Raw genomic sequence first — 24,945 nt, 5'->3', positions numbered from 1 at the left:
CGCTCACCAGGGGAAGGGCAGGATGCCGCCGGGCAGCGGCACGCGCAGCAGCTTCAGGAAGATCAGGTTGATCATGAAGGGCGCGATGATCGCCAGCGGCACCGCGAGCTTCGGCCTGGCGCCGAAGGCGAGGCTGGCGAGGAGCACCATGATCATTGTCGTCGGCAGGAAGCCGAGCGTTTCCGAGACCAGCGCGTAGAAGGCGAGCAGCGCGGGCGGCAGCAATGCCAGCCAGTTGCGCCAGGCCGGCACCGGCGCGAGTTCCTCCGGCGTCGCATGGCTCACGACATCGGCCTCGGCGACCTCCTCGAAATGGCGGCCGATCCCGAAGACGATCAGCCCGCCGCAGAGGGCGAGGCCGGCGCCGACCACCATGGGAAAGGCCGAGGGACCGACCTGCTGGCCGGGCACGGGCGGCAGTTTCGAGCCGTAGAAGAACGCGACGGCCCCCAGCGCAGCGATGGCGGAGCCGGAAATACGGTCGGATAGTTGCAAGGGGCAACCTCCTCGAACGATCGAAAGTGATGAGACGAAAACGCCGGGAGCTTTTGCTCCCGGCGTTACGAGTTCCGTGCCGCTCAGCCCTTGGCGAGGCCTGCCGCCTTCATGGCGGAGGCCATGGAGGCGTCGCTTGCGGCCATGAACGAGGCAAATCCCGGCCCGTCCGCGAACTTCATGCCGAAGCCGCGGGAGTTCATGAAGTCCTTGTAATCCTTCGAATCGAAGGCCTTCTTCAGCGCCGCGGTGAGCTTCGCCGCGATCTCGGGCGGCAGGCCCTTCGGCGCGCCGATGCCGCGCCAGGCACCGATAGAGTAGTTGATGCCGAGCGTCTCGTTCAGCGTCGGCACGTCCTTGAACTGCGGGTTGCGTTCGCTTGCCATGATCGCCAGCGACTTCGCCTTGCCGGCGTCGATCATCGCGCGGGCTTCCGGCACCGAGCAGGTGACGATGTCGATGCCGCCGGCCGCCAGGTCCTGCATGCCGGGCGCAGCGCCGTTCGACGGCACCCAGGCGACATGATCCGGCTTCAGGCCCATGGCGACGAGCCAGCCGATCAGGGCGAGATGCCAGATACCACCCTGTCCGGTGCCCGACGCCTTGAGCTTGCCGGGAGGCGCCGCCTTGATCGCGTCTGCCAGACCCTTGATGTCCTTGTAGGGGCCGGAGGTCGAGACCTGCACGCCCGGCGGGTCCTCGTTCATCAGCCCGAGCGCGGTGTAGCTCGTCGATTTCAGCTCGGTCAGGCCCTGATGGTGCATCATGGCGATCTCGACCGTCAGCATGCCGATATTGTAGCCGTCGGGCGCCGCCGTCGCGATCGCCGAATGGCCGACCACGCCGGAACCGCCCGTGCGGTTGACGACGTTGACCGGCTGGCCGAGGTCCTTTTCGAGAAGCTGCGCCACGATGCGCGCCGTGGCATCCGTGCCGCCGCCGGCGCCCCACGGGCAGACCATGGTGATCGGCCGCGAGGGATAATTCGCCTGCGCGATGGCAGGGGCTGCAATCAGGCTCGCCGCGCCGGCCGCGGCCGCGCCCTTGAGCACAGTTCGTCTGTCGATGAAATCGGTCATTCCCCAGTCTCCTCCGCTAAATCGATTTAGTGCCTGGGCGCTCCTCGTCCACGACGGGGCTCCCTTGATCTGACGGGCGTCATCTGAGCCGATCGCGTGGCCAGTGACAACCTTTCATTTTGGCCGAGGCTACAGTCCGCAGGTGATGGGCTGGACCGCGCCGGAAACCCGCTCGACCACCGCCCCCGTGCTGAGTTCCGCACCGGCCGCCGCCGCTGGCAACGACACGCTGGCCTTGCCGAGCATCGCCTGGATCGCTGCCCCGTCGGCGAACCCGTAGCTGCGCTGCGGCGCGACGCCGGCGATCAGGATCTTGTCGGAGGGATTGTCGGTGACGATCCCGACCAGCCGCCCCTGCCGGTCGAAGGCCGGCGCGCCCGCCTGTCCGGGCTGGAGCGGCGCTTTGAGCATCGGCTTGCCGCCGGCCTGCGCGCTCTGTCCGGGCAGTGCGACGGCGGCGCGCTTGCCGGCATCGTTGCCGAAGGCGACCAGCACCAGTGCCTCGGAGGCGCCCACCGCCTCGCTGCGCAGGCCCGGCGGCTTCGCCGCACCAGCGCCTTCCAGATCGAGCAGCACAAGCCCGCTGGCATCGTCCTTGATCCGCAGCTTCGCGTTGCGCGTGCCGATACGTAAGGTTCGGCAGCCATCGACCGCCGCGGCCGCGCTCAGCGCCATCCGCTCGTTGAGCGCGAGCGCGACGCCATAGCGCTCGTTGCTGCGCGTCGCCGGTGCGAACAACGACGACAATCCCGAGGGCGGGTTGGCAGCCGTGCCGGCGACGGCCGAGGGCTGGGCTGGAACCGCCCCGGTCGGGAAGGGCTCGAAGCTCGCGGCGATCGCGATGACCAGCTTGTCGACGGTCGGCGCCAGCGCCTTGTCATAGCCGATCGAGAAGCCGCGCAGGCCCTGCGGCCCGGCCGAGAGCCGGCGATAGAACCGCCCGCCGGAGGTCTCGCCGGTGACGACGAAGAAATCCGGCCGCAGCAGCTTGTAGGTGATCTTGCGCGGGCTGTTCGGATTGACCGCGATCGCCTTCTCGAACAGCGCCGCGAGATCCTCGCCCGGTGGCGAGGCGGAGGTGTCGAGCGTGACCTTCTCGTCGGTGCTCTGCCAGCGGCTGCCGCCCGAGGGCGTCACGTCCCGCTTCGGCAGCAGCTTCTGGGGTATGCCGATCTGCACGCCGGTCTTGTCGTCGGCGAGCACCTTGAATCCGGCCGCATCGCGCGCCGTCTGCGCCGCCCTGGCGAGCGCCGCCCGCTCCGTCGGCGCCAGCAGCCCGTCGGCCGGGCCGCGCCGCCCCTTGAAGGCATTGATCGCGCGAAAGGTCAGCGGGCCATAGGAGCCGGAGACGGCACCGTTGAACTGGCCGGCCCAGATCAGGTCGTTCTGGATCGCCTTGCGCTCCGCTTCGGGCAGCGCCTCGAAGCCTGCCTGCGCCGCCGCCATCTGCGGCGACGGAGCGGGAGCCTGCGCATGGGCAAGCGGCGCCGACAGCAGCGCCAGCGCCAGGGCGGCGCTGCGGGCCAATCTGATTCGCGGGTGGAGGAAAGGGGCGGGCGGCATGGATCTCGTCCTCGAGGGCGGGCGAAGCGGCTGCATTGAGCGTCAGAACGCGCCGCGCCGCAACCATGGCGAAGCGATTCCCGTAGCGGCAGCTCCCGCCTCCACACGACCTGCATTCGCATGACTTGAACGCGCGCGGCACGGTGGTAGCCTGCCGGCCCCGTCACACCGTCATCGGCCTGAAGCCATGTCCGGCGATCCTGGCCGGGCCGATCGACGAAGAGGACCGACGATGACCCTGCTTTCCCGTCTCGCGCTCGCCCTCTCACTCACCTTGGCTGCGGCCCCCGCCTTCGCCCAGAAGGCCTATGTCCGCAACGACCTGCTCGCCGACGGGCAGCGCCTGGAAGAACGCTTGAAGCGCGAGGTCGCGACCGGCAACCGCTCCGCCGCGGACGCCATCCGCGCCGGCGAGATCGCGCTCGGCCGCGGCGATGCCCGCGCCGCCCTGCCCCAGGCGAATGCCGCGATCGTTGCCGATTCCGCCAATGCCGCCGGCTGGCGCCTGATGGCGCGCGCCGCCAACGCCATCGAGCCGCGCGATTATCGCGAGCGCTGGGAACTGCGTGAGCGCGCCATTGCGTCCGCCTATCTCGCCTATCAGCGCTCGACCACCCGCAATGACGAGGCGGCTTCGCTCGGCGTGCTCGCCGGCACCTTCGAGAAGAACCAGTTGTGGCGCCCGGCGCTGACGGCCTATCGGCTCAGCCTCGACCTGGCCGCCAATGCCGCGCTGCAGAGTTCCTATGAGAGCCTGCGCGAAAAGCGCGGCTTCCGCCTGATCTCCAACAAGACCGATTCCGATGCCGCGAGCCCGCGCGCCTGTTTCGAGTTCTCGGAAGCTCTGGCGCGTGGCCGCGTCGATTTCGCGCCCTATGTCGCGATTTCGGGCGGAAAGGGCGATTTCGCCGTCAGCGCCGAGGGCCGCCAGATCTGCGTCGACGGCCTCAGGCATGGCGAGCGCTATGCCGTCGTCATCCGCCAGGGCGTACCCTCCGCCCTGCCCGACGAGACCCTGCTGAAATCGGCCGATTACGAAATCTATGTCCGCGACCGCACGCCGTCTGTGCGCTTTACCGGCAAGAATTACGTGCTGCCGCGCACCGGCCAGCAGGGCATCCCGGTCGTCTCGGTCAACTCAGGCAAGCTCGACCTCGAGGTCATGCGGATCGGCGACCGCAACCTGATCAATTCGGTCCATTCCGAGGACTTTCTCGGCCAGCTCGGCTCCTATTCCGCCAGGCAGATTTCCAGCGACAAGGGCCAGAGCGTCTGGACCGGCACGATGGATGTGAAGTCCGAGCTCAATCAGGACGTGATCACCGCCTTCCCGGTGACGGAAGCGGTCGGCAGCCTCAAGCCCGGCGTCTATGTGATGTTCGCCAAGCCCTCGGGCGGCCCCTCCCAGACGCAGTCCTCCGGCGATGACGGCGACTACGACGACGGCTCGACGCGGGCGACGCAGTGGTTCGTCGTCTCCGATCTCGGCCTGACCTCCTTCACCGGCCCCGACGGCGTGCATGTGCTCGCCCGCTCGCTGGCCGACGCCAGGCCGATCGCCAATGCGACCTTGAACCTGATCGCCCGCAACAACGAGGTGCTCGGCACAGCGAAGACCGACGGCAACGGCTATGCCCGCTTCGATGCCGGATTAGGCAAGGGCCAGGGCGGCAATGCGCCCGGCCTCGTCACCGCCTCGCTCGCCGAGGATTACGGCTTTCTCGACCTCAAGCAGACCGCCTTCGACCTCTCCGATCGCGGCGTGAAGGGCCGCGTCGCGCCCACCGGGCTCGACGCCTTCCTCTACACCGAACGTGGCGTCTATCGCTCCGGCGAGACGGTCTACCTGACCTCGCTGCTGCGTGACGCCAAGGGCGCCGCGGTCACCGGCCTGCCTCTGACCATCGTCGTCAAGCGCCCGGACGGCGTCGAGTATCGCCGCCGTCAGGTCGAGGACCAGGGCGCGGGCGGGCGGGCCCACTCGATCCAGCTCGTCTCGGGCGCCGCAACCGGCACCTGGCGCGTCCTCGCCTATTCCGATCCGAAGGGCCAGGCGATCGGCGAGACCTCCTTCCTCGTCGAGGATTACGTGCCCGAGCGGCTGGAGCTGACGCTGTCGCCGAAGGCGCCGCTGCTCCAGGCAGGCGAGCCGGCAGAGCTCGATGTCACCGCCCGCTATCTCTACGGCGCGCCGGGCTCCGAGCTCGACGTCACCGGCGCGATGACGATCCGCGCCGCCGAGGCCAGCGCCATCCCCGGCTTCAAGGACTATCAGGTCGGCCTCACCGACGAGGAATTCGAGCCGGTCCAGAGCGAGTTCGAGGAGAGCGCCACGACCGACGCCGCCGGCAAGGCCGTGATCTCCAACCCGGTCCAGCAGCCCGACACCAACCGCCCGCTCGAGGTCGAGATGACCGTGCGCGTCGGCGAGCCCGGCGGGCGCGCCATCGCGCGCTCCGTCACCCTGCCGATCGTGCCCAAGGGCGCGGCCATCGGCGTGAAGAAGCTGTTCAAGGACGGCGATCTCGGCAGCGGCCAGACCGCGACCTTCGAAGTCATCATGGCGACCGGCGACGGCAAGCGCCTCGCCCGGCCCGGCGTGAAATGGGTGCTGTCCAAGGTCCGCCGCAACTACCAGTGGTTCTTCCAGGACGGCCGCTGGAACTATGAGGGCGTGAAGACCACCCGCCGCGTCGCCGACGGCGAGATCGCGGTCGCTGAGGCCACCGGCGCGAAGATCGCGGCTCCCGTCGAATGGGGCAATTACCGGCTCGACGTGACCTCTGACGGCAACGAGGCGGCCGAGACCTCGGTCTCCTTCAGCGTCGGCTATGAGAGCGACAAGACCGCCGACACGCCGGATGTGCTCGATGTCGCCTTGGACAAGGCTTCTTACGCCGATGGCGAGAGCCTGCAGGTCCGCCTCTCGCCGCGCTTCGCCGGCAAGGCGACGCTCGCCGTCGTCACCGACAAGGTCGCGGATATCCGCACCATCGACATCACCGAGGGCGGCACCTCGGCCAGCATTCCGGTGAAGGCCGAATGGGGCGCCAGCGCCTATCTCGTCGTGCTCGCCCATCGCCCGATGGACGCCACCGCCAAGCGCCTGCCCGGCCGCGCCATTGGCCTGTCCTGGTTCCAGATCGGCAAGGAGACGCGCACGCTTGCGCTCGATCTCGGCGCGCCGAAGCTGGTGCGTCCGCTCACGACGCTGTCGCTGCCCGTCAAGGTCACCGGCATGCAGGCCGGCGAGGAGACCTATGTCACGCTCGCCGCCGTCGATATCGGCATCCTCAACCTCACCCGCCACGAGAGCCCGGACCCGAGCCGGTTCTTCTTCGGCCAGCGCCAGCTCGGGCACGAATTGCGCGACCTCTACGGGCTGCTGATCGACGGCATGCAGGGCACCCGCGGCGCGATCCGCACTGGCGGCGACGCCGCGCCCCAGATGGACGGCGAGAAGCCGACGCAGGAGCCGCTCGCCCGCTATTCCGGCGTGGTCAAGGTCGGGCCGGACGGCACGGCGAAGATCGATTTCGACATGCCGGCTTTCAACGGCTCGGTTCGCGTCATGGGCGTCGCCTGGTCGGCCGGGCGCACCGGCCAGGCCAGCGCCGACGTGATCGTGCGCGACCAGATCGTCGCGCAGGCGACGCTGCCGCGCTTCCTCGCCATCGGCGACCAGTCGCGCTTCCACCTTCAGGTCGACAATGTCGAGGGGCCGGCCGGCGCCTATACCGTCGATCTCGACGTCAAGGGCCCCGTACTGGTCGCGGCCGACGCCACCCGCCGCACGATGCAGCTCGGCGCCGGCGCCAAGACGCAGATGACGATTCCGGTCACCGCCGCCGGCCTCGGCCGCGCCGAGTTCGATGTCCGCGTCTCCGGCCCGAACGGGCTCAGTACGGTGCAGAACCTCGCCGTGCGCGTGCAGCCCTCGGCCGCGACGATCGCGCGCCGCATCGTCCGCGCCATCCCGGGCAATGGCGGGGCGATCACCGTCTCCTCCGACCTGCTGGCCGATCTCGTGCCGAATTCCGGGCAGGTCTCGGTGACGGTCTCGCCCTTCGGCTCGCTCGATGTGCCGGCCCTGCTCAAGGCGCTCGACCGCTACCCCTATGGCTGCACCGAGCAGACCGTCTCGCGCGCTTTGCCGCTGCTGGCGGTCAACCAGCTCGCTTCGATGGAACAGCTCGCGCTCGACGACAAGGCTGACGAGCGCGTCGTCAACGCGATCGAGCGCGTGCTGGCCCGGCAGGGCGGCAACGGCTCCTTCGGCCTCTGGGGCGTCGGCGGCGAGGATCTCTGGCTCGACGCCTTCGTCGCGGACTTCCTGACGCGGGCACGCGAGAAGCAGTTCGCGGTGCCGCAGATCGCCTTCAACCTCGCGCTCGACCGCCTGCGCAACCAGGTCGTCAACACCGGCGAGATCAACAAGGAGGAAGCCGCCGGCATCGCCTATGCGCTCTATGTGCTCGCCCGCAACGGCCGGCCGGTGATGGGCGACCTGCGCTATCTCGCCGACAACAAGCTCGGCGATTTCGCGACGCCGCTCGCCCGCGCCCAGATCGGCGCCGCGCTCTCGGCGCTGGGCGATCGTGGCCGTGGCCGCGCCGCCTTCGGCAGCGCGCTGGGCCTGCTCCAACAGGCGAGCGATGACGGCCTCTCACGGCCGGATTACGGCTCGCGCCTGCGTGATGGCGCCGGCGTGCTTGCCCTGATCGCGGAGGCCAATGGCGAACGCGCCGACATCAGCCGCGCCGTCTCGATCCTCGACGCCACCCGCAACAACGCCCGCTACAGCTACACCTCGACGCAGGAGCAGATGTGGATGGTGCTGGCGGCGCAGGCCATGGCCAAGGACGCCGAGGGGATGACGCTGACGGTCGACGGCACGGCTCGCAAAGGCGCCCTCTATCGCACGCTTTCGGCCGAGGCGCTGGAGGCAAAGTCGCTGACCATCGCCAATCCCGGCGCCGGCAACGCCCAGGCGGTCATCACCGTAGCGGGCATCCCGACCGCACCGGAGCCGGCCCTGAACCAGGGCTTCGGCCTGGAGCGCGTGATCTACACGATGAAGGGCGAGAAGGCCGATCCGGCGCGCCTGCGCCAGAACGAGCGCTATGTCGTGGCGCTGACGGTGACGGAGGCCACGCCGCGCTATGGCCGCCTGCTGCTGGTCGATCCGGTCCCCGCCGGCTTGGAGATCGAAAACGCCAACCTGACGGAGGGCGCCTCGGTCGCAGGCCTCGATTGGTTGAAGCAGGAGGTTTCGCCGGTTCATACCGAGTCGCGCGACGACCGCTATGTCGCTGCCTTCGAGCGCTCGGGCTCGAAGAACGACAAGCTCTCCTACACCGTCGCCTATATCGCCCGGGCGGTCTCGCCCGGGCGATACGTCTCGCCTGCCGCCGTGATCGAGGACATGTACCGGCCCGACCGCTTCGGCCGCACCGGCTTCGGCGCGGTGGAGATCACTTCGGCACGGTAAGATGGGCGAAAACGGGCAAACAGGGCCGTCATTCTCGGGCGAAGCGCAGCGCAGACCCGAGAATCTCGATCAGGAGATGCTCGGGTCAAGCCCGAGCATGACGGTGCGCCCTGGCCGTTTTCGCAAGCTGAAGATCGCGGCCGGGGTTCTGGCGATCTCGGCCATCGCCGCAACCGCAGCTCTCATCCTCTACGCCCGCTCCCTCCCCCGGCTCGATCTTTCCGCCGCGGCCGATCGCTCGACCGTGGTGCTCGATCGCGAGGGCAGGCTGCTGCGTCCCTTCCTTACCGCCGACGGCCGCTGGAAACTCCCTGTCACCGGCGACGATGTCGATCCGCGCTATCTCGCCATGCTCAAGGCCTTCGAGGACAAGCGCTTCGACAGCCATCACGGCATCGACCCGTTGAGCATGCTCCGCGCCGCCGGCCAGATGCTGATGAATGGCCGCGTCGTCTCCGGCGGCTCGACGCTGACCATGCAGGTCGCCCGCCTGCTCGAGCCGCGCAAGGAGCGCACGCTCGCCGCCAAGCTCCGGCAGGCCGTGCGCGCGATCGAACTGGAACGGCGCTTCGACAAGGCCCGCATTCTCGATCTCTACCTGACGCTCGCCCCCTTCGGCGGCAATCTCGAAGGCGTGCGCGCCGCGAGCTTCGCCTATTTCGGCAAGGAGCCGAAGCGGCTCTCCACCGCCGAGGCCGCCCTGCTCGTCGCCCTCCCGCAATCCCCCGAGACGCGCCGGCCGGACCGGTACGTCGAGGCCGCCCGCAAGGCGCGCGAGCGCGTGCTGGAACGGGTCGAGCAAGCGGGCCTGGCCACATCAGACGAGGTCGCCGCCGCGCGCAACGAGCCGATCCCGACCGCACGGCGCCCTTTCCCGAACCTGAGCCCTCATGTCGCCGAGCAGGCGGTGGCGGAAGCGCCGGCTGAGCGCGTTCAGAAGCTCTCGCTCGATGCGCGCTTGCAGACCGCGCTCGAAGGGCTCGCTCGCGAGCGCAGCCTGGGCCTCAATCCCCAGGTGTCGATTGCGATCCTCGCCGTCGACAACGAAACCGGCGAGATCCGCGCCTCGGTCGGCGGCGTCGATTATTTCGCGGCTGAGCGCGCCGGCTCGCTCGACCTGACGCGCGCGCTGCGTTCGCCCGGTTCGGCGCTGAAGCCCTTTATCTATGCGCTCGCCTTCGACAGCGGCATCGCTCATCCCGAGACGATGCTGGAGGACCGGCCGGCCCGCTACGGCATCTATATCCCCGAGAATTTCGACATGACCTTCCAGGGCATGGTCAGCGCCCGCAAGGCCCTGCAGTTCTCGCTCAACGTGCCTGCGGTCGAGCTGCTCTCGGCAGTCGGCCCCCAGCGCTTCCTCTCGCGCCTGCGCGATGCCGGCATCAGTATCGCCATGCCCAGGGACAGCGCCGCACCCGGCCTTGCGGTCGGCCTCGGTGGCGTGGGCATAACGCTTCAGGATCTGACCCGCGCCTATGTCGGGCTGGCCCGCGGCGGCGAGATGCTGCCGCTGCGTTTCCGGCAGCAGGCGACGCCGTCAGGCCCGGCCCCGCGCCTCGTCGAACCGGTCGCCGCCTGGTATGTCGCCGATACCTTGCTCGGGGCGCCGCCACCGCTCAATGCCGTGCCCGGCCGCATCGCCTACAAGACCGGCACCTCCTATGGCTATCGCGACGCTTGGGCCGTCGGCTTCGACCGCAAGCATACGATCGGCGTCTGGGTCGGCCGTGCCGATAACGGCGCCGTGCCCGGCCTCGTCGGGCGGGCAGTGGCGGCACCGATCTTGTTCGACGCCTTCGCCCGGCTCGGCATCGACCCGCGCCCCTTCCCGCAGCCGGCTGACGCGATCGTCGCCAGCACGAGCCATCTGCCGCCGCCGCTCCGGCATCTCCGGCAGGACGTGCCCAAGACCGTGACCGCGATGATGACGCCGACGCTGAAGCTCGCCTTCCCGCCGGACGGCGCCCGCATCGATCTCTCCGCCGCCGCGCTCGATGGCAATGGCCGGCTCAACCTCAAGGCTGCCGGCGGCTCGCCGCCCTACACCTGGCTGGTCGACGGCACGCCGGTGACCGAGCCGCAGCGCCGCCGCGAGACGCAATGGCAGCCGCCGGGCAAGGGCTTCATGCGGATTTCGGTGATCGATGCGACGGGAGCAAGCGAGAGCGTTTCGGTGAGGCTGCAGTAGCGCTTCCGCTGTCATCCCGCACGCGCTGCGGCACGTAAGTGCTGCTGCGCAGATGCGGGAGCGTTTGCAGAAAAGGCGCCCTCTCGTCATGCGGTTCCCGTGTCTGCGCAGCAGCGTTGCACGCTGCAGCGCGCACGGGATGACCCCTTACTCCGCCGGAGCCGGATGCGCTCCATGCCCTTCCTCGTGCGGGGCGTGGCGCGAGCCATGCACCTTGCGGGCGAGGTAGCTATAGGCGACCGGCACCACGAAGAGCGTCAGCAACGTGCCGAAGGTCATGCCGCCGACGATGACCCAGCCGATCTGCGAGCGGCTTTCCGCACCGGCGCCATGGGCGATGGCCAGCGGCACGGCGCCGAGCACCATCGCGCCCGTGGTCATCAGGATCGGCCGCAGGCGCAGTTCCGCCGCCTCGACGAGGGCGTCGATCATCTCCTTGCCCTCTTCCCGGAGCTGATTGGTGAATTCCAGGATCAGGATGCCGTGCTTGGTGATCAGGCCGACCAGCGTGATCAGGCCGATCTGGCTGTACACGTTCATCGTCCCGCCCGTGTAGTAGAGCGCCGCGAGCGCGCCGGTGAGCGAGAGCGGCACCGAGACCATGATCACGATCGGGTCGACAAAGCTCTCGAACTGCGCCGCCAGCACCAGATAGATGAAGCCCAGCGCCAGCAGGAAGACGATGAAGATGCTGGCGCCCGACTGCTTGAATTCACGGCTCTGGCCGGAATAGTCGACCTGCACCGAGGACGGCAGAACGCGCGCCGCGCCGTCCTCCAGCACCTTGAGCGCATCGCCGAGCGAATATCCCGGTGCCGGGATCGCGGTGACCGTCGCCGAGCGCAGCTGGTTGAAACGGACGAGTTCCTTCGGCGCGACGTTCTCCTCGATCTTGACCAGGCTCGACAGCTGCACCACTGCGCCGCCGCGGCCCAGCAGGTAGATCGACTGCAACGCCTGCGGCGTGTTGCGCTCGGCGCCCTCGACCTGCAGCACGACATCGTACTGCTTGCTGTTCATGTTGAAGCGCGTCACCTGCCGGCCGCCCAGCAGCGTCTCCATGGTGCGCCCGATGATGTCGACACCGACACCGAGATCGGCGGCGCGCTGCCGGTCGATCGTGACCTTGATCTGCGGCTTGTCGAGGATGAGGTTGGTATCGAGATTGGTCAGAACCGGCGAATCGCCGACCTCGGCCATCAGCTGGTCGACATAGGACTTGATCTGCGTATAGGGCTCCGACGAGCGCAGCACGAACTCGACCGGCTTGCTGTTGGCGTTGCCCTGCCCGAGCGAGGCCGGATTGGTGGCGAACAGGCGGATGCCCGGAATCTGCGACAGCCCCTTGTTGATCTCGGCGACGAGGTCCTGCTGCTTGCGCTCGCGCTGCTCCCAGGGCTTGAGGCGGGCGAAGCCGATCGCGCGCGTCACGTCGGGGAAGCCGACGATGACGAGATAGGTTTCGACCTCCTGGATGTTCTTGAAGTAATCCTCGACCTGCCGGGCGTAGTCTGCGGTGAAGGACAGCGTCGCGCCCTCCGGTGCCACGCCGACGGCGGTGATCGTGCCGCGATCCTCGACCGGCGCCAGTTCCGAGCGCAGATGGGTGAAGAAGAAATAGCCGCCGCCGGCGACGCCGACCGCCAGCAGCACGACGAGCGGGCGCACCGACAGGGCCGCGCGCAGCGAGGCCTTGTAGCCGCGCGACAGCCCCTCGAAGCCGCGTTCCAGCAGGTTGTAGAGCCAGTTGTGGTTCTCGTGGTGGCGCAGCAGCTTGGCGCACATCATCGGCGTCAGCGTCAGCGCGACGAAGCCGGAGACAAGCACCGCGCCGGCCAGCGTCAGCGCGAACTCGATGAAGAGCTTGCCGGTGCGCCCGGTGGAGAAGGCCATCGGCGCATAGACCGCGACCAGCGTCAGCGTCATCGCCACCACGGCGAAGGCGATCTCGTTGATGCCCCGGATCGCCGCCGGGGTCGGCTTCATGCCGTCCTCGATATGGCGGTGCACATTCTCCAGCACCACGATGGCGTCGTCGACGACGAGGCCGATGGCAAGCACCATCGAGAGCAGCGTCAGCGTGTTCACGGTGAAGCCGAGCGCATACATCAGCGCGAAGGAACCGATCAGCGAGACCGGGATCGTCACCAGTGGAATCAGGGTCGCGCGGACCGAGCGCAGGAAGATGAAGATGATCAGAACCACCAGCACGATCGCCTCGACGATCGTCTGGTAGACCGCCTTGATCGAGCGGTCGATGAAGACCGAGGTGTCGTAGGACTTGCCGATCGACATGCCCTGCGGCAGGTCCTCGATGATACCCGGCAGCGCCTCCTCGATGCCGGCCGAGACGTCGAGCGGGTTGGCCGTCGCCTGCTTGACGATACCGATCGTCACCGACGGCGTGCCCTTGAACCAGGCGGCGTTACGCTCCTCGCGCGCGCCCAGCTCGACCTTGGCGACATCCTTCAGCTTGACGGAGAAACCGTTGGCATCCTTGACCACGATCTCGCGGAATTCCGCCGGCGTGGTCATGCTGGTCTGCGAGAGCACCGTGAATTCGCGGTCGCTGCTCTCGATCCGCCCCGAGGGAATCTCGATGTTCTGCGCCCGGACGGCCGCCTCGATCTGCTGGACGGAAATGTCGTAGGCCGACATGCGGGCGCGGTCGAGCCAGATGCGCATCGCATACTGGCGCTGGCCGAGAATGCGGACCTCCGCCACGCCGGTCACGTTCTGGACGCGGTCCGAGATGAAACGGTCGGCGAAATCGGTGAGTTCGAGCGGCCCGTGCCGCGAGCTGGTCAGCGAGAGATAAAGGATCGGCTGCGCATCGGCCTCGACCTTGGCGATGACCGGCTCGTCGATCTCGTCCGGGATGCGGCTGCGCACGCGGCTGACGCGGTCGCGCACGTCGGACGCCGCGACGTCGGGATCGACATCCGGCCGGAAGCGCACCTGGATGAAGCTGCGCTCCTGGCGGCTGGTCGAGGAGATGATCTCGATGCCTTCGATGCCGGCGATCGAATTCTCCAGGATCTGCGTGACCTGCGTCTCGATGATCTCGGCCGAGGCGCCGCGATAATCGGTGCGGACCGAGACGACAGGCTCGTCGATATTCGGGTATTCGCGAATCGTCAGCCGGCCGTAGGACACGATGCCGATCAGGATCACCAACAGGCTCAGCACCGTCGAGAGAACGGGCCGGCGGACGAAGAGTTCGAAGAGGCTCATGCGTCGGTCCTAGAGCATTTCCGGGTGAGGCGGAGGCCAGTTTGCGTGAAGAAACGAAGGTCCGCGTCAACGAATATGCGACAAAACAAAGAGATGGAGCATTTCACGGGAAGCCCGGAAATACTCTAGAGCTGGCTCGTCTGGACGACCTTGTCCTTGATCGCGATGGCGGCACCGTCGCGCAGCCGCATCTGGCCGGCGGTGATGATCTGCATGCCGGGCGTCAGCCCGTTGACGATCTCCACCTTGCCCGGCAGGCGCTTGCCCAATTCTACGGCGACGCGCTTCGCCTTGCCCTTGTCGACGACGTAGACGATCTTGCCGACGGCATCCGGCACGACCGCCATCTCCGGCACGACGATCGCGTTCTGGCGCTGGTCGACGGTGATGGCGAGGCGGGCAAAGAGGCCGGGCTTCAGCGCTAGATCGGCATTCGGGATGCTGGCGCGCAGGCGGATCGCCCGGCCGTTGACGTCGACCACCGGGTCGATCGCGTAGATCTGCCCCTGGAATTTCCGGTCCGGAACCGCGTCGACGCCCATCTGCACGGGCAGGCCCACCTTCAGGCGGCTGAGATAGATCTCGGGCACGCGGAAATCGATCTTGATCGGATCGATGCTGGTCAGCGTGATCAAGGGCTTGCCGACGGAGACGTAATCGCCGACGCCAACCGAGCGCAGACCGACGACGCCGCTGAACGGCGCCACGATGGTCGACTGCGCCAGCTTGGCCTTGGCGAGCTGGATGCGTGCCTCGCTCGAGGCGAGCTTCGCGCCGGCTTCGTCGAGCGCGACCTGCGTGCCCGAGCCGCGCTGCACCAGCGCCCGCAGCCGCTCATGGGTATCCCGGGCCAGACTCAGATCGGCTTGCGCCTGCTTGAGTTCGGCATCGAGGATCGCGGTGTCGAGCTTGACGAGGTCCTGGCCTGTCTTGACGCGCTCCCCTTCCTTGAAGCCGAGCGCGATAACGCGGCCGGCGATCTCGGGCGCGATCACCACGGATTCGTCGGCGGCGAGCGTGCCGAGCGCCTCGACCTCCTCGCTGACGGTCATGATCTCGATATTGGCCACTTCGACCGGCACGGCACGCGGCCCCGAGACCGCACTGGCCTGGGCCTGCTGTGTGCCGGCACGCTGGTTGCGGTAAGCATAGTATCCACCGCCCGCAACGGCAGCGACGAGAACAAGAAGGACGAACCGCTTCATCAGGCTGGAGGCTCCGTTGCCGCCCATTGGTCTTAAATGGAACGAAAGGCGTTGCTAAGATGCCGGCGCGCCACAGCGGCGCAAAAACATAGGCTTTTGCGCCGATGCCGCATCGATCCGGCCTCGCAGCATCAATGCAAGATGCTTGCCGATAAGAGGCCCACCGTCACGGGCATCTCCGCCGCACACAAACATCCGCTTCTATCCTGCCGGTAAGCCGGGAATCGTCCAAGCGCATTCTGGAGACCTCACGAAACGTTGACCGGCTCCTGAAGTGGCAAAATGCTCCTTTCGGGGCCTTCCCAGGCCGTCATGTGCCTGTCATTCGCAGCCGATAGGGCTCGCAGCAATCGAGACGCCTGACCCTCCGGCCCCGGCCGGACGGGAATGCGCTCATGCCCGTATCGTGCCCGAGAACCTTTCCATGCTGCGCATCGAAGGCCTGACCAAGCGCTTTGGCGACAGGAACGCGGTCGACACCGTGACCCTGACCGTCCCGAAGGGGGAGATGGTCGGCGTGATCGGCCCCTCCGGCGCCGGCAAGTCGACATTGCTGCGCATGCTGAACCGCCTGACCGAGCCGACCTCCGGCAAGATCGTCTGCGAAGAGCAGGACGTCACCGGCCTGAAGGGCGCCTCGCTCCGCCGTTGGCGCCGCGACACGGCGATGATCTTCCAGCAGTTCAACCTCGTCGGCCGCCTGGACGTGCTGACCAATGTCCTGCTCGGCCGGCTGAACCACCGCTCCGCGGCGCTGACGCTGGTCAAGAGCTTCTCCGAGGACGACAAGATCCGCGCCATCGCGGCACTCGAGCGTCTCGATATGGGTCATTTGCTGGCGCAGCGCGCCGAGACGCTTTCGGGCGGCCAGCAGCAGCGCGTCGCCATCGCCCGCGCGCTCGTTCAGGAGCCGCGCATCATCCTGGCCGACGAGCCGATCGCCTCGCTCGACCCGCGCAACACTCAGGTCGTCATGGACGCGCTATTCCGCATCAATCGCGAGGACGGCATCACCGTGATGTGCAACCTGCACGACCTCGACATCGCCGCGAAATACTGTGACCGCCTGATCGGCATGTCCGCCGGCAAGGTCGTGTTCGACGACGTGCCGCAGGCGCTGACCCGCGAGGTCGCCGCCGAGCTCTACGGCATCGAGGCCAAGGATGCCGGCGCCGAGGCGCTGGATGCGCTCGATGCCATCGCCGCCTCCGAGGCGAAGCGCGTCCGCCAGAAGATCGCCTGATTTCCAGAGATCGCCGGACCGGCCTGAAGGCCGTCGCCGCGAGAAGACCATCCCACCTACAACGCAGGAGCACATCGATGCTGACCCGTCGTCACACCCTCTCGCTCGCCGTCGCAGGCCTCGCGCTCGCCGCGACACCCGCTTTCGCACAGGACTGGAAGGCGAAGTATCCCGAGCTCGTCTTCGCGATCATCCCCTCCGAGAACGCCTCCGGCGTTACCGAGCGCTACACCCCCTTCGTGCAGTATCTCGCCAAGGAACTCGGCACCAAGGTCACCTTGCGCATCGCCAACGACTACGCCGCGATCATCGAAGGTCAGCGCGCCGGCAATATCCACATCGCCTCCTACGGCCCGGCCTCCTTCGCCCGCGCCCGCATGACCGGCGCCAGGACCGACGCCTTCGCCATCGAGACCAATCTCGACGGCACCAAGGGCTACCACTCGGTCTTCTACGTGAAGAAGGACTCGCCCTATCAGAAGGTCGAGGACCTCAAGGGCAAGAATCTCGGCCTCGTCGACCCGAACTCGACCTCCGGCAACAACGTGCCGCGCTTCGTGCTCAACGGCATGAAGATCGAGCCGGAAACCTTCTTCTCGAAGGTCGTCTATACCGGCAGCCACGAGAACGCGATCATCGCGCTCCAGCAGGGCACCGTCGACATCGCCGCCAACTGGTGGAACGACGAGCAGGAATCCAACCTGCAGCGCATGGCCCGCAAGAACATGGCCAAGGCCGACGATTTCCGGATCATCTACAAGTCCGAGCAGATCGTGAACTCGCCGATGGCCTATCTCACCGACCTGCCGGAAGAGCTCAAGGCCAAGATCCGCGACGCGGTGCTGAACCTCGCCACCAAGGACAAGGCCGCCTTCGACAAGATCTATGAAGGCAAGCAGGGCCCGCTCGTCGCCGTCGGCAACGAGGCCTATGACCCGATCATCGAGCTCAACAAGTTCGTCGACGACCTCCGCAAGAAGAAGTCGTCGTAAGCAGCACGCCTGCTCTCGCCGTCATGGTCGGGCGTGTCCCGACCATCCACGTCTTCCCTGCCTTCCGCAGCGCTCAAGACGTGGATGCTCGCCACAGGGGCGAACATGACGGCAGCGGCGCTGCCTAGCGCCCTCTCCGGCAACGGACGCAAGATTTCATGACCCTCGCGATCGACCGCAACGACCCGGCTATCCGGGCCCATGCCGAGGCCTATCGGCAGGCCGCCTCGGCCAAGCGCCGGCAGGCCCTGATCGGCATCGCCGTCTTCATCGCCTGCGTGCTGCTCTCGGCACGCGGCGCCGAGGTCGATCTCGCCAGGTTCTTCGAGAATATCGGCCGCTTTCCGAAATACATCTACGAGACGCTGCCGACACTTCGGTTGAACAGTCTGAGTGCCGACCTCTCCGAGTGGTATTGGGGCCTCAAGGGCTGGCTGAAGCTGCTCTGGCAGACCGTGCTCATCGCCTATGTCGGCACGATCCTCGGTGTCGCCGGCGCCTTCCTGTTCTGCTTCGCCGCCGCCGCCAATCTCGGCCGCGCCACCTGGCTGCGCTTCGCCGTGCGCCGCTATCTCGAATTCTGCCGCACCGTTCCGGAGATCGTCTTCGCGCTGATCTTCGTCATCGCCTTCGGCCTCGGCCCGCTGCCCGGCGTGCTCGCCATCGCCATCCACACCATGGGTGCACTCGGCAAGCTCTTCTCCGAAGTGGTCGAGAACATCGATCTGAAACCGGTCGACGGCATCACCGCCGCGGGCGGCAGCTGGTGGCAGGTCGTGCGCTTTGCGGTGGTGCCGCAGGTGCTCTCCAATTTCGCGAGCTATGCGCTGCTGCGCTTCGAGATCAATGTCCGCGGCGCCTCGATCATGGGTTTCGTCGGCGCCGGCGGCATCGGCCAGGACCTGATCGAAGCCATCCGCAAGTTCTACTTCACCGATGTCAGCGCCATCCTGCTGCTGATCATCGTCGCGGTGATGCTGATCGACTACGGCACCGAGCGGCTGCGCCATGCCCTCCTCAGCCTGGAGCACGGCCGATGAGCCTCGCCCTCTCGACGGCCGAGCGCACCGACATCCTGCGCCGCCATGAGGCCGCGATCCGCGGCTCGCTCAAGACCAAGCTCGCAACGATCGGCACCATCGCCGTCCTCGCCGGCCTCTTCCTCTACGGGCTGACCACGCTTGAGACTTCGCTCTGGAAGCTCATCGGAGGCCTGGGCAATCTCGGCACCTTCGTCGTGCTGATGCTGCCGCCAGACCCCGGCTCCTGGGCGCGCGCCATCATCTTCGTGAAGGCGCTGTTCGAGACCATCGCCATCGCCTTCCTTGGCACCGTGCTTGCCGCCATGCTGGCGCTGCCGCTCGGCTTCATCGCCGCGCGCAACGTCGTCGCCAACCGGATCGTGCATTTCCTGGCCCGCCGCTCGCTCGACACGGTGCGCGGCGTCGATGCCCTGATCTGGGCGCTGATCTGGGTCAATGTCGTAGGTCTCGGCCCCTTCGCCGGCATGCTCGCGATCATGACCAGCGATCTCGGCGCCTTCGGCAAGCTCTATTCCGAAGCGATCGAGGCGGCCGACCGCCGGGCGGTCGACGGCGTCGCCTCGGTCGGAGGCGGCAAGGCCCACGAAATCCGCTTCGGCCTCTTGCCGCAGGTGCTGCCGGTGATCGCGAGCCAGGTGCTCTACTATATCGAGTCGAACACCCGCTCCTCGACCATCATCGGCATCGTCGGCGCCGGCGGCATCGGCCTCTATCTCGCCGAGACGATCCGCACGCTGGAATGGCAGCAGGTCTCCTTCCTGATCCTGCTGGTCCTTGCCGCGGTCTCCGCCATCGACTTCCTGTCTGGGAAGCTGCGCTTCGCGATCATCGGCAAGCGGGCGAGCTGAAGGCGGGGTCAGCCGTCATTCTCGGGCGCAGCGAAGCGAAGACCCGGGAATCTCGTGCAGGAGGGCGCGCCTTTCCGTCCTGAGATGCTCGGGTCAAGCCCGAGCATGACGGTGCCCCTCAATCCCCGAACGGCTCGATCACCATCTCCACGCGCTCGGCGGCGAAGACGCTGGAGACCAGATGGACCGGCGTCAGGTCCGGCAGCGCATCGACCGCCGTCGAGATCATGACCGCCGCCTCGGGCGCGATCTCCAGCAATTCGGCCTCGCGCTCATCGGCCAGCCGCGCCGTCAATCGCGTCGACAGGCGCACATAATCCGTGATGCCGTAAATCTTGAAGGCAGCCGTGATCGAGCCCGCCGCATCGCGATAGGCCCTATCGAAATCCGGGAAACGCTCGACCGAGAGCCAATGCATGCCCGTCCCCATCGGCACGCCATCCGCCATGCTGACACCCTGCACGCACCAGAGCGGCGTCCCGGTCTTGAGCTTGAGCGCGGTGCAGGCAGCCGCCTCGCCGACGACCACCTCGGCCGAGAGCATGCGGCTCGTACCCGTGATGCCGAGCTTGCCCATATTGCTGCGCATGCTGACGCGCCGCCCGATCGGATAAGGCAGGCGCGGTGCCGTCACCTGCGTGCCGCGCCCGCGCGAAACCGTTACCAGCCCCTGATCGGCGAGATGGCGGAAGGCCTGCCGCACCGTGTGGCGATGTACGCCATAGCGCTCCGCCAGCGCGACCGAGGCCGGCAGCGTGTCGCCGAGCTTGTACTCGCCGCGCCCGATCGCATCCGCCAGTTCGTCGGCGATGCGCCGCCAGGCCGTGCCCCCGTCGCGCTCCGCCAGTGCCGCATCCGTCATCAAAGCTTCATCCGAAAAGTATAGACCTTTGCCATCAACTCCCTTAGCATAGTCTAGACATTCGGAACTGACCAGCGAGCCCGCGCCGATGACGCAGAAAACCCCGAGGCAAAGCTGGATGGCGACGCTGGCGCGCGCCTCCCGCAGCGAGATCGAAACCCTGCTCGGCGATCCGCCGGACCACGACCTGTTGAAGGCGCCGGAGACTGGCACCGTGATGGTCGAGGGTCGCGCCGGCGGCGCCGGCCGCCGCTTCAATCTCGGCGAAGCCACGGTGACGCGCTGCGTCGTGCGCCTGTCCAACGGGCGGATGGGCTTCTCCTATGCGCTCGGCCGCGACAGCCGGAAGGCGCGGCTCGCCGCCCTGCTCGATGCCCGCCTCCAGGACGAGGCCGAAGACAGCGGTTTGCGCCAGGGCGTCGCCACGCTCGCCACCCAGCAGGCGGCCGCTCGCGACCTCGCCTCGCGCAAGGCTGCCGCGACCAAGGTCGATTTCTTCACGCTGGTCAGGGGCTCGTGATGCCGACCGAAACCATGATCGCTCCCGGCTTCTCCGATCCGGTCTTCCAGTCGCAGGCCGCCTTCCGCGCCCTGCTCACCGCCCTCTCCGAACCCGGAACATTACAGCAAGTTGCCGGCGAGATCGCACCGCCGGAAGGCCTGGCGACCGCGACGGCCACCGCCCTGCTGACGCTCGCCGATTACGAAACTCCGGTCTGGCTGCCCGAAGGTCTGCGCAATGGCCCGGCCGGCGCCTGGCTGCGCTTCCATTGCGCCGCTGCGCTCGTCAACGATCCCACTGAGGCTGCTTTCGCTGTCATCGACGGTGCAGCCGACGAGCCCAGGCTCTCGGCCTTCAATCTCGGCACGGATCAGTTCCCGGATCGCTCGACCACAGTGATCGTGCAGGTTGCGGCGCTGGAGGGCGGCTCAGTCTTCACCCTCTCCGGTCCCGGCATTCCCGGCACGCGCAACATTGCGCCACAAGGTCTGCGCCCCGGCTTCACCGATGAACTGCGCGAGAACGGCGCGCTCTACCCGCTCGGCGTCGATGTCCTGTTCGCCCATGGCGAGAGCCTGATCGGCCTGCCGCGCTCGACGCAAATCGAGGAGGCTCGCTGATGTATGTCGCAGTCAAAGGCGGAGAGGCCGCCATCCTCGCCACGCATGATCTCGTTGCTGAAGCACGTCGTGGCGATCCGGCCGTACCGGAAATCTCGGTCGCCCAGATCCGCGAGCAGCAGGCTTTGGCCTGCGCCCGCGTGATGAACGAGGGCTCGCTCTACGATCAGGACCTCGCCGCGCTCGCGCTGAAGCAGTCGCAGGGCGACGTGATCGAAGCCGCCTTCCTGATGCGCGCCTATCGCACGACGCTGCCGCGCTTCGGCTCCTCCGAGCCGCTCGACACCGCCGCGATGGCGATCCGTCGGCGCGTCTCCGCGACCTACAAGGATCTGCCCGGCGGGCAGGTCCTTGGCCCGACCTATGACTACACCCACCGCCTCTTCGACTTCGCGCTGATGGACGAAGGAGGCGAAGCCGCGCCTCGCACGGCCACTGCCCCGCTCGACATCACCATGCCGCGCGTGCCCGACATCCTCGGCGCCGAGGGGCTGATGGAAGCGGAGGAGCCCCCGGAAGGCGATCCGCGCCCCTTCGACCTCACCCGCGATCCCGTCTCCTTCCCGGCTGATCGCGACGTACGCCTGCAATCGATGGCGCGTGGTGACGAGGGCTTCCTGCTCGGCCTCGGCTATTCCGTGCAGCGCGGTTTTGGCGGCACCCATCCCTTCGTCGGCGAGGTCCGCGTCGGCGAGGTTTCAGTCGAATTCGTGCCGGAGGAGCTCGGTTTCGCAGTCGATCTCGGCGACGTCACCCTGACCGAGTGCCAGATGGTCAACCAGTTCCAGGGCTCGAAGGAGGTGCCGCCGCAATTCACCCGCGGCTACGGCCTCGTCTTCGGCCATAGCGAGCGCAAGGCGATGTCGATGTCGCTGGTCGACCGTGCGCTCAAGGCGCGCGATTTCGGCGAGGCGACGAACTATCCGGCGCAGCAGGACGAGTTCGTCCTCTACCACGCCGATAATGTCGAGGCGGCCGGCTTCGTCGAGCATCTCAAGCTGCCGCACTATGTCGATTTCCAGGGCGAGCTCGAGCTGATCCGCCGCATCCGTCGGGAACGCGAGGAGCGGCTGGCACAAGAGCAGAACGTGATGCCGGAGGCTGCGGAATGACCATCCATCAGATGCCGGCGGACGATACGAAGCCGGCTTACAATTACGCCTATCTCGACGAGCAGACCAAGCGAATGATCCGCCGCGCCCTGCTCAAGGCCGTCGCTGTGCCCGGCTATCAGGTGCCCTTCGGCTCGCGCGAGATGCCCTTGGCTCGCGGCTGGGGCACCGGCGGCATCCAGATCACGGCAGCGATCATCGGCCCGGCTGACACTTTGAAAGTGATCGACCAGGGCGCCGACGACACCACCAACGCCGTCTCGATCCGCAGGTTCTTCGAGCGCACGGCCGATGCCCGCACCTGCGAGGCGACGGATGAGGCGACGATCATCCAGACCCGCCACCGCATCCCGGAGGCGCCGCTGAAACCCGGCCAGGTCATGGTTTATCAGGTGCCGACGCCGGAGCCCTTGCGCCGTCTGGAGCCGCGCGAGGCCGAGACCCGCAAGATGCACGCCTGGGCCGAATACGGGCTGATGCAGGTCAAGCTCTACGAGGATATCGCCCGCTATGGCGAGATCACCAAGACCTATGACTATCCCGTCATGGTCAACGACCGCTACGTGATGGCGCCCTCGCCGATCCCGAAATTCGACAATCCGAAGATGCACATGTCGCCCGCTCTCCAACTCTTCGGGGCCGGCCGCGAGAAGCGCATCTACGCGCTGCCGCCCTATACCAGCGTGAAGAGCCTCGATTTCGAGGATCATCCCTTCCGCATCCAGAGCTGGACGCAGCCCTGCGGGCTCTGCGGAGCGAGCGACAGCTATCTCGACGAGGTCGTGATCGACGACCAGGGCGGACGCATGTTCGTCTGTTCCGACAGCCATTATTGCGAGACTCGCCGGGCTGAAGGCCATCGCGGCACGATGCTGGGCGACGCGGCCGCAAGCGGCCTGGTCGAGGAGACCACTCCATGACGCTCCATGTCGCAGCGGCCGAGCTCGCGCTCGAACCCGCCCCCCTGCTTTCCGTCGACGGCGTCAGCCGCTTCTATGGCGAGCGCATCGGCTGTGCCGATGTCTCCTTCGATCTCTGGCCGGGCGAGGTGCTCGGCATCGTCGGCGAATCCGGCTCGGGCAAATCGACCCTGCTGCGCTGCCTCGCCGGCATCGACAAGCCCGACGAAGGCGAGGTGCTGTTCAGGGGCGGCACGGAGCCGCTCGACATCTATTCGGTCTCCGAACAGGAGCGCCGCCGCCTGATGCGCACGGCCTGGGGCATCGTCCACCAGAACCCGCGCGACGGCCTGCGCATGGACGTCACCGCTGGCGGCAATGTCGGCGAGCGGCTGATGGATCGCGGCGACCGGCATTACGGCCAGATCCGCGAGCACGCGCTCGACTGGCTCCAGCGCGTCGAGATCGCCGGCACCCGTATCGACGACCGGCCGCGCCAGTTCTCCGGCGGCATGCAGCAGCGCCTGCAGATCGCCCGCGTGCTGGTCTCGGAACCCCGCCTCGTCTTCATGGACGAGCCGACCGGCGGCCTCGACGTCTCCGTGCAGGCCCGCCTGCTCGACCTCTTGCGCGTGCTGGTGCGCGACCTTGGGCTCGCCGCGATCATCGTCACCCACGACCTCGCCGTCGCGCGTCTCCTGACCGACCGGCTGATGGTCATGAAGGATGGCCGCGTCGTCGAGCAGGGCCTGACCGACCAGGTCCTCGACGATCCCCACCACGCCTATACGCAGCTTCTCACTTCGGCGGTGCTGAGCGTGTGACCTCGTCACACCCTCGTCACCTCGCCGGCACAAGGCACTGACCCCATGACCACGATGATTCAGGTCGAGAACGTCGCCAAGACCTTCACCCTGCACAACCAGGGCGGAGCGCGGCTGCCCGTTTTCAACAACGTCAATTTCCATGTCGAGTCCGGCGAGGCGCTGGTGCTGGCGGGCGCCTCGGGTGCCGGCAAGTCGAGCCTGCTGCGCATCCTCTATGGCAATTACAGGCCGACTTCAGGCGCAATCCGCATCACCCATACCGGCCGGCCCGTCGACATCGTCGCAGCCGTGCCGCGCACCGTGCTCGACATCCGCCGCCGGACGCTCGGCTTCGTCTCGCAGTTCCTGCGCGTCATCCCGCGCGTCTCGACGCTCGACATCGTGCGCGACCCGTTGTTGGCCCGCGGCGCCTCGCCGGAAACCGCGACCGAGCGCGCCAAGGCCATGTTGGCCCGGCTCAACCTGCCCGAGCGGCTCTGGAACCTCGCCCCTGCCACCTTCTCCGGCGGCGAGCAGCAACGCGTCAACATCGCCCGCTCCTTCGTCGATCCTTCCGCGATCATGCTGATCGACGAGCCGACCGCCTCGCTCGATGCCGCCAACCGTGACGTCGTCGTGGACCTCATTGCCGAGGCGCGCGCCGCCGGCTCCGCCATCGTCGGCATTTTCCATGACGAGGCGGTTCGCGAACGCGTCGCGACGCGCTATCTCGATATCACCGCTTTCCGGAAGGCCTGAC

Annotated in this window: 18 protein-coding genes; 12 read left to right on the top strand and 6 right to left on the bottom strand. The window is 67.5% G+C overall.

Annotation, left to right across the window (positions count from 1 at the left end; all coding sequences use genetic code 11):
* Nucleotides 1-3: 3 nt before the first annotated feature.
* The 3 genes from ASE61_RS24325 to ASE61_RS24315 all read right to left on the bottom strand — a co-directional run bounded on the left by ASE61_RS24325 (nucleotide 4) and on the right by ASE61_RS24315 (nucleotide 3,137).
* Entirely contained in the window at nucleotides 4-495 is a 492-nt protein-coding gene (locus tag ASE61_RS24325; protein ID WP_061971371.1) for a tripartite tricarboxylate transporter TctB family protein, read from the bottom strand.
* Between the two features lie 83 nt (nucleotides 496-578).
* Nucleotides 579-1,574 carry a tripartite tricarboxylate transporter substrate binding protein gene (locus ASE61_RS24320; RefSeq protein WP_061971369.1) on the bottom strand — a complete coding sequence of 332 codons (996 nt, stop codon included), beginning with the start codon at nucleotides 1,572-1,574 and terminating at the stop codon, nucleotides 579-581.
* A 129-nt stretch (nucleotides 1,575-1,703) separates the two neighbouring features.
* The gene (locus ASE61_RS24315) at nucleotides 1,704-3,137 is read right to left on the bottom strand and encodes a serine protease (protein ID WP_156407215.1); all 1,434 of its coding nucleotides are present in this window, start codon (nucleotides 3,135-3,137) and stop codon (nucleotides 1,704-1,706) included.
* 232 nt (nucleotides 3,138-3,369) lie between these two features.
* Between ASE61_RS24315 and ASE61_RS24310 the strand changes: the two genes are divergently transcribed.
* Nucleotides 3,370-8,628: an alpha-2-macroglobulin family protein gene (locus tag ASE61_RS24310; protein ID WP_061971366.1), complete on the top strand. Its 5,259-nt coding sequence runs from the start codon at nucleotides 3,370-3,372 to the stop codon at nucleotides 8,626-8,628.
* Between the two features lie 97 nt (nucleotides 8,629-8,725).
* Entirely contained in the window at nucleotides 8,726-10,819 is a 2,094-nt protein-coding gene (gene pbpC / locus ASE61_RS24305; RefSeq protein ID WP_061971566.1) for a penicillin-binding protein 1C, read from the top strand.
* A gap of 147 nt (nucleotides 10,820-10,966) precedes the next feature.
* On the opposite strand, the gene ASE61_RS24300 is transcribed toward pbpC, so the two are convergent.
* On the bottom strand, nucleotides 10,967-14,053 hold the full coding sequence (locus ASE61_RS24300; protein WP_061971364.1) for an efflux RND transporter permease subunit: 3,087 nt from the start codon (nucleotides 14,051-14,053) through the stop codon (nucleotides 10,967-10,969).
* 125 nt (nucleotides 14,054-14,178) lie between these two features.
* Nucleotides 14,179-15,258 (bottom strand): efflux RND transporter periplasmic adaptor subunit, encoded by a 1,080-nt coding sequence (locus ASE61_RS24295; RefSeq protein ID WP_162260147.1) that lies wholly within the window; start codon nucleotides 15,256-15,258, stop codon nucleotides 14,179-14,181.
* 424 nt (nucleotides 15,259-15,682) lie between these two features.
* On the opposite strand from ASE61_RS24295, the gene phnC reads away from it, so the two are divergent.
* From phnC to phnE (ASE61_RS24275), 4 genes are all read left to right on the top strand, one after another.
* Nucleotides 15,683-16,501: a phosphonate ABC transporter ATP-binding protein gene (phnC, locus tag ASE61_RS24290; protein ID WP_061971361.1), complete on the top strand. Its 819-nt coding sequence runs from the start codon at nucleotides 15,683-15,685 to the stop codon at nucleotides 16,499-16,501.
* A gap of 77 nt (nucleotides 16,502-16,578) precedes the next feature.
* The gene (gene phnD / locus ASE61_RS24285; RefSeq protein WP_061971360.1) at nucleotides 16,579-17,493 is read left to right on the top strand and encodes a phosphonate ABC transporter substrate-binding protein; all 915 of its coding nucleotides are present in this window, start codon (nucleotides 16,579-16,581) and stop codon (nucleotides 17,491-17,493) included.
* A 158-nt stretch (nucleotides 17,494-17,651) separates the two neighbouring features.
* Complete coding sequence (gene phnE / locus ASE61_RS24280) at nucleotides 17,652-18,533, top strand: phosphonate ABC transporter, permease protein PhnE (RefSeq protein ID WP_061971358.1); 882 nt, start codon at nucleotides 17,652-17,654, stop codon at nucleotides 18,531-18,533.
* Nucleotides 18,530-19,384, top strand: coding sequence for a phosphonate ABC transporter, permease protein PhnE (phnE, locus tag ASE61_RS24275; RefSeq protein ID WP_061971356.1), 855 nt, complete (start codon nucleotides 18,530-18,532; stop codon nucleotides 19,382-19,384). Before phnE (ASE61_RS24280) ends, phnE (ASE61_RS24275) begins: the two co-directional genes overlap by 4 nt.
* A gap of 118 nt (nucleotides 19,385-19,502) precedes the next feature.
* Here phnE (ASE61_RS24275) and phnF read toward each other — a convergent pair whose 3' ends face one another.
* Nucleotides 19,503-20,246, bottom strand: a complete 744-nt coding sequence (gene phnF, locus ASE61_RS24270; protein ID WP_061971354.1) for a phosphonate metabolism transcriptional regulator PhnF — start codon at nucleotides 20,244-20,246, stop codon at nucleotides 19,503-19,505.
* Between the two features lie 88 nt (nucleotides 20,247-20,334).
* Here phnF and phnG point away from each other — a divergent pair, with 88 nt between their 5' ends.
* From phnG to phnL, 6 genes are read left to right on the top strand one after another with little or no spacing between them, the layout of a single operon-like run.
* Nucleotides 20,335-20,766, top strand: coding sequence for a phosphonate C-P lyase system protein PhnG (gene phnG, locus ASE61_RS24265; RefSeq protein ID WP_061971353.1), 432 nt, complete (start codon nucleotides 20,335-20,337; stop codon nucleotides 20,764-20,766).
* Complete coding sequence (gene phnH, locus ASE61_RS24260) at nucleotides 20,766-21,368, top strand: phosphonate C-P lyase system protein PhnH (RefSeq protein ID WP_061971351.1); 603 nt, start codon at nucleotides 20,766-20,768, stop codon at nucleotides 21,366-21,368. Before phnG ends, phnH begins: the two co-directional genes overlap by 1 nt.
* Nucleotides 21,368-22,480 (top strand): carbon-phosphorus lyase complex subunit PhnI, encoded by a 1,113-nt coding sequence (locus ASE61_RS24255; RefSeq protein WP_061971350.1) that lies wholly within the window; start codon nucleotides 21,368-21,370, stop codon nucleotides 22,478-22,480. The genes phnH and ASE61_RS24255 overlap by 1 nt, the downstream gene beginning before the upstream one ends.
* Nucleotides 22,477-23,400, top strand: a complete 924-nt coding sequence (locus ASE61_RS24250; protein ID WP_082617710.1) for an alpha-D-ribose 1-methylphosphonate 5-phosphate C-P-lyase PhnJ — start codon at nucleotides 22,477-22,479, stop codon at nucleotides 23,398-23,400. The genes ASE61_RS24255 and ASE61_RS24250 overlap by 4 nt, the downstream gene beginning before the upstream one ends.
* Nucleotides 23,397-24,203, top strand: coding sequence for a phosphonate C-P lyase system protein PhnK (gene phnK / locus ASE61_RS24245; protein ID WP_061971348.1), 807 nt, complete (start codon nucleotides 23,397-23,399; stop codon nucleotides 24,201-24,203). The genes ASE61_RS24250 and phnK overlap by 4 nt, the downstream gene beginning before the upstream one ends.
* Nucleotides 24,204-24,248: 45 nt before the next feature.
* The gene (phnL, locus tag ASE61_RS24240; RefSeq protein WP_061971347.1) at nucleotides 24,249-24,944 is read left to right on the top strand and encodes a phosphonate C-P lyase system protein PhnL; all 696 of its coding nucleotides are present in this window, start codon (nucleotides 24,249-24,251) and stop codon (nucleotides 24,942-24,944) included.
* Nucleotide 24,945 lies beyond the last annotated feature (1 nt).

It is taken from the genome of Allobosea sp. Root670 (assembly GCF_001429415.1).
In the GTDB taxonomy this organism is placed as follows: domain Bacteria; phylum Pseudomonadota; class Alphaproteobacteria; order Rhizobiales; family Beijerinckiaceae; genus Allobosea; species Allobosea robiniae.
The sequence above is the reverse complement of the archived record's forward strand: the minus strand, read 5'-3'. Positions and strand labels throughout refer to the sequence as shown.